This is a genomic window from Aliidiomarina haloalkalitolerans, from assembly GCF_003987315.1.
GTDB classification, from domain to species: Bacteria; Pseudomonadota; Gammaproteobacteria; order Enterobacterales; family Alteromonadaceae; genus Aliidiomarina; species Aliidiomarina haloalkalitolerans.
The window spans coordinates 423,858-435,023 of the sequence record NZ_PIPI01000001.1; the positions used below are offsets into that span (position 1 = coordinate 423,858).

The 11,166-nt window shown below is 46.9% G+C and carries 5 protein-coding genes and 1 tRNA gene; 4 read left to right on the forward strand and 2 right to left on the reverse strand.

What is annotated here, in order from left to right:
• Window positions 1–6 precede the first annotated feature (6 nt).
• From pepN to CWE06_RS02025, 4 genes are all read left to right on the forward strand, one after another.
• Window positions 7–2,718: an aminopeptidase N gene (gene pepN, locus CWE06_RS02010; RefSeq protein ID WP_241972442.1), complete on the forward strand. Its 2,712-nt coding sequence runs from the start codon at window positions 7–9 to the stop codon at window positions 2,716–2,718.
• Window positions 2,719–2,847: 129 nt separating this feature from the next.
• Window positions 2,848–7,692, forward strand: coding sequence for an NAD-glutamate dehydrogenase (locus tag CWE06_RS02015; RefSeq protein WP_126790668.1), 4,845 nt, complete (start codon window positions 2,848–2,850; stop codon window positions 7,690–7,692).
• Window positions 7,693–7,717: 25 nt separating this feature from the next.
• Entirely contained in the window at window positions 7,718–8,752 is a 1,035-nt protein-coding gene (locus CWE06_RS02020; RefSeq protein ID WP_126790670.1) for a quinone-dependent dihydroorotate dehydrogenase, read from the forward strand.
• Between the two features lie 154 nt (window positions 8,753–8,906).
• The gene (locus CWE06_RS02025) at window positions 8,907–9,452 is read left to right on the forward strand and encodes a cell division protein ZapC domain-containing protein (protein ID WP_126790672.1); all 546 of its coding nucleotides are present in this window, start codon (window positions 8,907–8,909) and stop codon (window positions 9,450–9,452) included.
• Here CWE06_RS02025 and cls read toward each other — a convergent pair.
• Entirely contained in the window at window positions 9,435–10,865 is a 1,431-nt protein-coding gene (cls, locus tag CWE06_RS02030; protein ID WP_157981110.1) for a cardiolipin synthase, read from the reverse strand. The genes CWE06_RS02025 and cls overlap by 18 nt on opposite strands.
• A 113-nt stretch (window positions 10,866–10,978) precedes the next feature.
• Window positions 10,979–11,055, reverse strand: a tRNA-Met gene (locus CWE06_RS02035).
• Between the last annotated feature and the right edge of the window lie 111 nt (window positions 11,056–11,166).

The window sequence follows — 11,166 nt, forward strand, 5'->3', positions numbered from 1 at the left end:
GTTGTTATGGCGCTGATGACTGATACTGTACAAACGAGTGGTTCGACATTAACTTCTGTGCAGACGTCTGAGCAGACGTCTGAACAGGCCAAAACAGCTCCGCAAGCTAAACTACGGCTTGATTATCAAGCGCCGTTATTTGCGATCGACGAAGTTGACCTAGTGTTCGATTTGCAACCAACGGCTACTACCGTGGTGAGTGAACTTAAAGTTCGGCGTCTCGGTGATGAAACCACTCTCGTTCTCGATGGTGAACAACTATCATTGGTCGAACTGCAGTTAGATGGCGTTGAACTTGAAGCAAAACAGTTTCACGCAACCAGCAATAAGCTCACTATTTTTAACCTGCCGTCTGAAGGCACCTTGCGTGTTGTCACCAAGCTTAATCCACTTGCGAATACAGCGCTCGAAGGCCTATACCTTTCAGCCGGCACTTTTTGCACCCAATGTGAAGCCGAAGGCTTTCGGCGCATTACCTATTTCCTTGACCGTCCTGATGTCCTCTCGGTATACCGCACCACTGTGATTGCCGATAAAGCCAGTTACCCGTACTTATTAGCCAACGGTAATGCGATTGCACGAGAAGATCTTGGCCAACGACACAAAGTCATTTGGCACGACCCTTTCCCCAAGCCTTGCTATTTGTTTGCTTTAGTTGCTGGTGATTTTGATGTCTTGAGGGATACCTTTGTGACGCGAGACCATCGCACAGTGGCGCTTGAGCTATTCGTTGATAAGGGCAACTTGCCGAAAGCTGATTACGCTATGGGGGCTTTAAAGCGAGCGATGAAATGGGACGAGGAGCGTTTTAATCTCGTCTACGACCTCGATATCTACATGATTGTCGCCGTCGACTTCTTCAACATGGGCGCGATGGAAAATAAAGGCCTGAATATTTTTAATTCAAAATATGTTCTGGCTAACGATAAAACGGCGACCGATCAGGACTTTTTGAATGTTGAATCGGTTATTGGTCATGAATATTTTCACAACTGGACCGGCAACCGAATTACGTGCCGAGATTGGTTTCAACTGAGTTTGAAAGAGGGATTAACGGTCTTTCGTGATCAAGAGTTTAGCGCCGATCTGGGTATGCGCTCGGTAAACCGTATTCAGGATGCACGAATTATTCGTACTCATCAGTTTGATGAAGACTCGAGTCCTATGGCGCATCCGATTCGACCGGACCGTGTCGTGGAGATGAATAATTTTTACACTGTGACAGTGTATAACAAAGGTGCCGAAGTCATTCGTATGCTGCATACTTTGCTGGGCGAAGAGGGCTTTCAACGCGGTATGGCAATGTATGTCGAGCGCCATGATGGCCAAGCGGTTACCTGCGAGGACTTTGTTTGCGCCATGGAGGACGCCAATCAAGTCGATTTAAGCCAGTTCAGATTGTGGTATAGCCAAGCCGGAACGCCGCACGTTTATGTCGAAGAACATTATGACGCAGAAAAACAATGTTTTACCCTCGATGTGACACAGTCACTGCCGGCGACAACTGGGCAGAATCATAAACTACCCATGCATATTCCACTGCGTGTCGAGTTTGTCAATAAGGCTGGGCAACCTAAACAACTGAATGACGAGCAGGGCCATGCGGTTACGCTACTCGAGTTACGAAAAGCACGGCAACAGTTTGTCTTTCACGGCGTGAATGAGCCAGTCATCGCAGGCTTGCTAGCAGACTTTTCTGCACCCATTCGGGTAGAGGTTCAACGCAATGAGCAACAGCTACTGGCCCTCATTGCTGGTGGTCGAGACCCATTTTTGCGCTGGGACGCGGTGCAAACATTCTATTTGCAGACCTTAAAAAACGCCGTCGCACTGCTACAAACGGACCCACAACTCGAACATCAAGCGTTACAGGTGCCGTCGGCTTTAATTCAGCTCTTACAGCAAGAGCTCGAACGAACTAATACGGATCAAGCACTACTCGCTCTATTATTGCAAATCCCTAACGAAGAAGCGCTAAGTCAAGAATACGACTGTATTCCGGTTGAAGCGATCGCAACCGCAGTAGCTAGCTTAAGAAATCAGCTCGCGGTGGCATTACAAGCACCGCTCTTAAAAGTTATTGCGCAAGCGCGGAATGAAATTCAATCGCTCGACTCAGAGGCGATTGCAGAACGGATGCTAGTTAATACCTGTATGGCCTTACTCGCTCAGTTGTCGGACAACGACCAAGTCAACGTTCGTCTCCAGTCACAGTTTGCCAGTGACAACATGACTTTAAAATTCGGTGCTTTGCAGGCTGCAGTGCATGCAGCACATCCATACGCTAAGACATTCCTAGATGAATTTGCCCAACACTGGGCTCAAGACGTTCTGGTCATGGACAAATGGCTTGCGGTTCAAGCTACGTCACCGCAGCTAGAAAGTGTTACTGAAATAGCGAATCTAACGGGGTCAAAATACTTCAACTGGCAAAACCCGAATCGGATTTATGCGCTGCTTGCTGCGTTCACTCATAACTTGGCGGCATTGCATCATGCCAGTGGCGAAGGCTATCAATTAATCGTGGGTGCAATTCGACGTTTGAATACGACTAATCCACAAGTTGCCTCACGGCTACTGTCACCACTGTTGAAATGGCGAAAGCTACCTACTAAGCAGCAGGTGCTACTCAAAAAGGAGCTCATTTCGCTTAGTCGATTGGATAATTTAGCGCCTGATTTATATGAAAAAGTTAATCAAACGTTAACCGAAAATTAACTCATCGCACCAGCCCGGAATACGTTGATTTTCCTTTCTTAAAGGCCGACAATATGGCAACAACCATACCACCGCCCGGCGGCGGTTGTCATGCCAACACTTTTTTGCCTCAGACAAGGATTAATCATCATGGCATCGGTCAACAGTCAACCACCGGTTATCCTCGAAAAAGTTTCAGAGACCATTCATCAGCGCTTCCCGAAAGCCAGTGCAGCGCTTGTGGATGAATTTGCTCAACGCCTCTATCGAAATGTTTCTCGCGACGACTTAGCGGGACGCGATCATAGTAATATCTATGGCGCTATCGTAGGCCTTTGGCACAGCTTTAACGATTACGAGTCGAACACCAAAGCGACTATTAAAGTTTATAACCCAGAGGTGTCAAAGCACGGCTGGGAATCACCCCATACAATTATCGAGATTATTCAGACCGACATGCCGTTTATGGTTGACTCGGTGCGTATGGCATTGAGCCGTTTAGGCATCAACTCACAGTTATTATTGCATTCACCATTGGTTCATCGTCGCAATGATGAAGGCAAAATTGTCGAAATTTTACCGGCAGGTCAAACCGATGAAGCTGCGCAGACCGACACTGTTTTCTTGGTGGAAGTTGATCGTCAAAACGATGCGAATGAACTTAAAGAGTTAAAAGCTGAACTGGTTTCGGTCATGAATGAAGTTGCGCTCGCTGTGAGTGACTGGCGCCCCATGCGTGCGAAGCTCAAGTCGATTGCAGAAACGCTAGACCAACGCAACTTCCCTGGTGCGCCAGAAAAGCTTGAACAAGCACAGCGGTTTTTAACGTGGTTAGCCGAAGATAATTTCACGCTGATGGGATATCGCAGTTACACCGTGAACGCAGTCGAAGGTGACCACGAGCTTGTTCAAGACAAAGATTCAAGTTTAGGTTTGTTGAAAAACTCCAAAGACAACAAGCCACTTCGCTTAGGTAACATGAGCAAATTAGCACGCGCAACGGCTCTTGCGAACGATGAAATACTGTTACTGACCAAAACCAATGCGCGTTCGCGAGTGCATCGTCCGGCGCACAATGACTACATTGGCATTAAACGTTTCGATAAGAAAGGCAAGGTAATTGGCGAAGACCGCTTTATTGGTCTGTACGCTGCGACTTTCTATAACGATAGCGTCATGGACATCCCTTTGGTCAGCGATCGTGTGAAAGCGGTTCTGGACAAATCACGTTACGCAAAAGGTACGCATGCAAGTAAAGCATTGCTTAATATTATGCAAACCTACCCACGTGACGAAATCGTGCAAAGTAACGAAGAAGACCTGCTGAAAACGGCGTTAGGTGTTCTCCAAATTCAAGAGCGTGATATCACCCGAGCGTTTTTACGCCGGGATATTTTTGGTCGCTTTATTACCGCGATGGTGTATGTGCCGAAAGAGCGCTACAACACCTTGTTACGGGTTAAAACCCAAAATATTTTGGCGAAAACACTTGGTAGCACTGAAGAAGTGGATTTCACCACCTATTTCTCTGAATCGGCACTGGCGCGCACGCAATATACGATCCGCGTAAAAAACAGCGACCAGGAAATCAATATTAAAGAATTGGAAGAGAACCTAATGGAAGCATCACGCAGTTGGGAAGATAACTTAGAGCGCTTGCTGGTAACAGCAAAGGGTGAAGGGGCTGCTCGCGACTTAATGAAGCGGTATGCTGCAGGTTTCCCACGTGCATACAAAGAAGATGTTTTGCCGTCCGTTGCACTAGCAGATATCGAACAGTTAGAAGCGTTAGACGATGAACATCGTCTTGGCATGCTGTTCTATCGCGCGCAAGAAGTTCAGGACGACTCAAACCGAGTTAAATTGAAATTGTTCCACCGTGATGAGCCGATTCACTTATCGGACGTTTTGCCAATGTTGGAAAACTTTGGCTTGCGAATCATTAACGAAAGTCCATATCAAATTAAGACCAATGACGGTCATATTTTCTGGGCGCTTGACTTCTTTATGCTGCATACCGCTGGCAAACTCGATTTAGAGCAGAGCCGAGAAGCGTTTCAAAACGCCTTCGCTAAGGTTTGGGCGGGCGAATATGAAGACGACGGCTTTAACCGTTTGGTACTTGGTGCCGGTATGGAAGGTCGTCATGTGGTTATTCTTCGAATGTTTGCCAAGTACATGCGCCAAATCGGTGTCACGTTCAGCCAAAGCTATATTGAGAGTACGTTCACGCGTTACCCGAATATCGCAGCATTGTTGGTAAAACTTTTCTACACCCGCTTTGAGCCGGGCGTGAAGAATGTGAAGAAGAAAGTTGAAGCGCTTGTCAGCAAAATCCAAGGCGAACTCGAGAAAGTCGCAAGCTTGGACGACGACCGCATTATTTGTCGCTACTTAGACCTGATTCAAGCAGCTTTGCGAACTAACTTCTTCCAAGTCGACAAAGACGGTAACGAGAAGCCATATGTGTCAATCAAGTTCTTGCCTGAACTGATTGCGGAAATGCCGTTACCGTTACCGAAATATGAGATCTTTGTGTATTCACCGCGGGTTGAAGGTGTTCATTTACGTGGCGGTAAAGTTGCCCGCGGCGGTTTACGTTGGTCCGATCGTCGTGAAGACTTCCGTACTGAAGTTCTCGGTTTAGTAAAAGCACAACAAGTTAAGAACACGGTCATTGTGCCAGTTGGCGCGAAAGGTGGTTTCGTCTGTAAGCAGCTGCCTGAAGAACGTGACGCTATGCTTGAAGAAGGCAAATCATGCTACCGCACCTTTATTCGTGCGCTGCTCGATATTACCGACAACATCATCGACGGTGAGATCGTTCACCCAGCGAACGTTGTTCGTCACGATGAAGACGACCCGTACTTAGTTGTTGCGGCCGACAAGGGAACGGCAACCTTCTCAGATATCGCCAATGGTATTTCAGCCGAATACAACCACTGGCTAGGCGACGCATTTGCGTCTGGCGGTTCAGTCGGTTACGACCATAAGAAAATGGGCATCACTGCTCGCGGTGGTTGGGAATCAGTCAAACGTCACTTCCGTGAAATGGGCATCGACTGCCAGACCACTGATTTCACCTGTGTTGCAATCGGGGATATGGCCGGTGACGTGTTCGGTAACGGGATGTTGTTATCGAAACATACGCAGTTAGTTGGTGCGTTCAACCACATGCATATCTTTATTGACCCAGAGCCAGATGCGGCGAAGTCATATAAAGAGCGCGAGCGTTTGTTTAATCTCCCACGTTCGAGCTGGGACGATTATGATCGCAGTCTTATTAGCGAAGGTGGTGGGGTATTCCTACGTAGCGCTAAATCGATTGAATTAACCACGCAAATGAAACGACTGCTGGGTACGCAAAAACGTACCATGACGCCTACCGAGTTGATTCGCGCACTACTAATGGCGGAAGTAGACCTGATATGGAACGGCGGTATCGGCACATACGTAAAAGCAAGTAAAGAGACCGATGCGGAAGTCGGTGATCGTGCGAATGACGTTCTGCGCGTTAACGGCAAGGACTTACGCTGCAAAATCGTCGGCGAAGGCGGTAACTTAGGCTTTACGCAACTGGGTCGAATCGAGTACGCCATGCGCGGTGGCCGAATCAACACGGACTTCGTCGACAACGTCGGCGGCGTTGACTGTTCAGATAACGAGGTCAACATTAAGATCTTGTTGAATGGGTTAGTGCGAGCAGGTGAATTAACCAAGCAACAGCGCGACCAGTTGTTGTATGAAATGACCGATGATGTTGCGCATATCGTTTTGCATGACTGTAATCGTCAGACGCAATCGATCTCTGTGACCTTGTTACGTGGCGCTGATCAAATTAAAGAAATGCAACGCTTTATTCATCACCTAGAGAAAGAAGGGTTGTTGGATCGTGCGCTTGAGTATCTGCCAGATGATGATGAGCTAGCCGAACGCACTGCAGCGGGTAAAGGTTTAACTCGCCCAGAGCTCGCCGTGCTTAATGCCTATGGCAAAATGGTCTTGAAAGACGAATTAGTCACAGAAGAAATCACCAATGATCCGTTCCATGCCAAGGAACTCGTTGCAGCGTTCCCGAAACAGCTTCAAGAGCAATTCGCTGAAGCGATGAACGATCACCCATTGAAAGCGCAAATTATCGCAACTAAGTTAGCGAATAATATTGTCAATGACATGGGGCCAAACTTCATTTATCGGAAACAAGAAGCAACAGGTGCAACGGTCGCTGAGATTGCTGCCGCGTATATTATTGCGCGTGAAGTATTCGAAAGCCGTTATATTTGGAGCGAAATTGAGAAGCTGAATAATAAGATTCCCGCGAATGTGCAGAATCAAGTCTTGTTCCAAGTTCGCCGTATGGTGCGGCGTGCAACTCGTTGGTTCCTGCGTCATCGCAATCCAGCGTTTACGTCGATTCAAGAGCATATCGACTTTTATAAGAAAGCCTTTAATGACCTGAACAAAAATGCGTTGGATTACATGAATGATGCCGAGCGTAAAGTCATTGTTGCGCGCATTGATGAACTGGTTGAGCAGGGCGTACCGGCTAAATTAGCCCAACGGGTTGGTATTTTAAGTACTGTCTTCTCAGCAATGGATATTGCCGAAGTTGCCGCAGAGACGGGTCAAAAAATTCCAATGGTTGCTGAGACTTATTTCCGCTTGGGTGCTGAAATTCAGATTCACTGGTTCCTTGATCAAGTGAATAAACAGCCGGTAGCAAACCATTGGCAAGCACTCGCCCGTGCTGCTTTCCGTGAAGAGCTCGATTGGCAACAGCGGTTGTTAACAGGAACCGTGCTGAAGTATGCGGAAGACAAAAAGTCCGCTGACGAAATTTTGGCTCTGTGGTTAGAGAATAACACCAGCTCAGTTGAGCGTTGGAAGTCAACTTTGGCCGACTTCAAAACAACGAAGAGTCATGAGTTTGCTAAATTCTCGGTGGCCTTGCGTGAACTAACCTTACTCGGTCAAAAATGTAGTCTTGGTAGCTGATTCGAGTTTCTAACGAAGGATATAAATGATTGTGAAGCTTTATCCAATCATGCGGAAGGCCTTATTCAGCAAGGACGCTGAATGGTCTCATGACTTTACCTTACGGCGTCTGCAGCAACTAAATCATAGTCCGCTGCGGTGTTTGATTAAACAAGACTTACCGACCAAACCAGTTGAGCTTTTAGGTTTGTCATTTCCGAACCCAGTTGGCCTTGCCGCTGGGTTAGACAAAAACGCGACCTGTATTAATGCCTTTGCTGCAATGGGCTTTGGCTTTATTGAAGTGGGGACGGTTACTCCGAAACCACAAGCTGGTAACCCCAAGCCACGTATGTTTCGCTTACCTGAGCAACAAGCGCTAATTAACCGGATGGGTTTTAACAACGATGGTGTTGATGCATTAGTAGAACGCGTGCGAGCGGAGCAACAACGGCCCGATGGCTACCGCGGTATCTTAGGGATTAATATTGGCAAGAATAAGGACACACCGGAAGAACAAGGGCACTTAGATTACTTGTATTGTTTGGAACGAGTTTATCCCTATGCAAGTTATGTGACGGTGAATATTTCTTCGCCAAACACACCAGGCTTGCGCGCATTTCAACAAGGGGATTCGTTAACACGGTTGCTTTCGGAGCTTCGTAAGAAACAACTTGAATTAGCTGCGACCAATGAGCGTTATGTGCCAATTTTAGTGAAGATAGCTCCCGATATGACGCGCGAGCAAACCCACAGTTTTGCCCATGCGATCCAAGAGCATCAGCTTGACGGTGTCATTGCCACCAACACTACACTCGATCGCGAGCAAGTGAGTCATTTAGCGCACGGAAGTGAGGCCGGAGGCTTGAGTGGTCAGCCACTCACGAGCAAAAGTACGGAAGTGATCCGTTGGTTACGCGAAGTGTTGCCTGCTGAATTCCCAATTATTGGCGCGGGTGGTATTGCTAGCGCAGAACAGGCCAAAGAAAAGCTGGCCGCCGGTGCTCAACTGGTGCAAATTTATACAGGGTTTATCTACCAAGGACCTGCATTAATAAAAGAAATTGTTAGAAGCTTGTAAAACTGAGGGTTTTCCCTTAGTATTATGATATAGGTTGTTTTATGACCAATAAGAGGTATTTTGGTCAGCGTTGATTCGTGTAATTGCTCAACACATTAAGCATGGTTACGAATCTAGCAACAACATAGCGATACATTTTCACAGGATTGAAACGATGCAAAATTGGCATTGGTCGTTAAATAACAATAAAGCTCTAACAATCGAATTAGGGAAAAACATTTCGCATACACTGAAGTTTAAGCGTTCAGTGCTGCGTGATCGCCTACCTGAATCGGTTGCTTTCTCAATGGACGATGCGTGCCAGTTCCAGCGTTTCGCCGACTATTTAGACAGCTACAGTTCCCTTGCACCCACGCAACAATTTGAAATCGCGCTGCATGCAACAGCGCTGGTTCGCTTTGGCAAATTGATGCTACCGCAAAGTTGGCATTTTAAATTCGGTGAGTTCGATGAACAGAACCAGTGGCCAAACGCTCATTTGTTTTGCACCTTAGATTCAGGTTTCTCGCAAGCAGACTTTCTGATTATTGAGCAAGACGAACGCTGTGCTCTTTGTATGCTAGTTGATGAGTCATTCGATATGAATGGTCTACTAAGTATGCAGCAATTTGATGTCGTGCGAGTTCTTAATGATCGGCTACAGCCTTCACAACGCCATCCTTTACCGATTTCTCGATCTCATCTACAGCAGCGGGCTTAAGAAGTACATAAATCGCTCAGCCAGGTGGCGGTATTTACGCCGCTGACTCCAACGCTCTAGTGACACTGGCTCGCTTTGCTCTGCGTAGTGACGGAGTAATTCACATATCTTGTCGCAGCAATCCTGATCGTAAAGCGCCAATGAAAGCTCGAAGTTCAGTTGCAGGCTGCGCATGTCTAAGTTCATACTTCCGACTAAAGCAAGCTCACCGTCAACTGTAATGGCTTTGGTGTGCAACAATCCATTTCCAAACAAATGAATCTTTACGCCTGCGCGCAGTAAGCCTTCAAAATAGGATTGGCTGGCAATAGCAGCCATTTTTGAGTCACTCACTTGCGGTAACAATATCGTGACGTTAATGCCTCTGTGTGCAGCATGACACAAGGCTGCATAAATACTGTCCGATGGGACAAAGTAGGGCGTCGAAATGAAAATCTCACTGTTGGCCCGGTGTAAAACCGACAACATAATCTGATGCATGTATTCTTCGTCGTGTCCCGGTCCGGACGGGATAATCGACAATCGCTTAGGTGATTCAGTGAGTGGGAATTGCAACTGTGGGAAGTTCCGTTGTCCAGTTTCAAGCTCCCAATCCCATGAGAAGACTTTCGAGACTCCAAAGGCTGCCGTTCCGGTAAAGCGAATCATCATATCGACCCAAGGGCCAAATTTTTTATTGGCATTAAAGAAACGTGGATCAGCCATGTTCATGGAACCGGTGTAACAAATTTGGTGATCGATAAGCAATAACTTGCGATGTAGGCGAATATCGGCGCGGCGAAATAAATTACGGAACAGATTAACGGGTAAAGCAGGAACAACTTTAATACCCGCATCGCGCATCACTCGCTCTGCGGCTGAAAATGTGAAAAACCGCCAACTTCCCGCATGGTCGATGAGTAATTCAATTTCAACGCCACGTTTCGCGGCAGCCAGCAAGGCTTCAGTTACTTCGCTAACACGTCCGTACGGATGCCAAATATAGAACTCCATACGAATGTTCTGTTGAGCTGCATTAATATCGGCAATCCAAGCGTCGAAAATTTCGTCAGGTGAAGCTAACAGACTGAAGTCATCGTAACTAAGCGCGCCGATACCATCACGATGATGAATGAGCTGAAAAATGGCGTTGGCCGTTTGTTGTGGTGGGGCAGGCGGTTCGTGGCCGCGGAGATGGCTATTATAATTTTCTAGAAATGGCTTGCGTAAGGCTAGTGCCCGGTCGGCACGTTTTTGGCCAAGCTGAATTTCGCCAAAGAACAAATAGATAATCACACCGAAAATAGGGAATACAACGATAATCAGCACCCACGCTAAAGACGCAGAAACCGAACGGCGTTTAAAAATAATGCGTAAAAAAACGGTGGCAATAATAAACCAGTAGAAAACCACCAGTAAATCGGTTAGTTGCACTTTCGACTCTTGCTGTGACGTTATCTGGAAACTATAGACATTTGGTGCTATTAAAGCAACAAGGTAGTGATTTTACGAGAAAAATAAGAGGGTAATAGAACATCGGAAAAAATTGGTTGCGGGGGCAGGATTTGAACCTACGACCTTCGGGTTATGAGCCCGACGAGCTACCAGACTGCTCCACCCCGCGTCCGATGTGGGGCGTATCTTAACAGCGTCGAACTTAATTGCAAGCAGTAAACTTAAATAAATAGGCGTTTGCCGTCTAACTGCTGAAATAAACAGCAAAACCTGGCTTTTT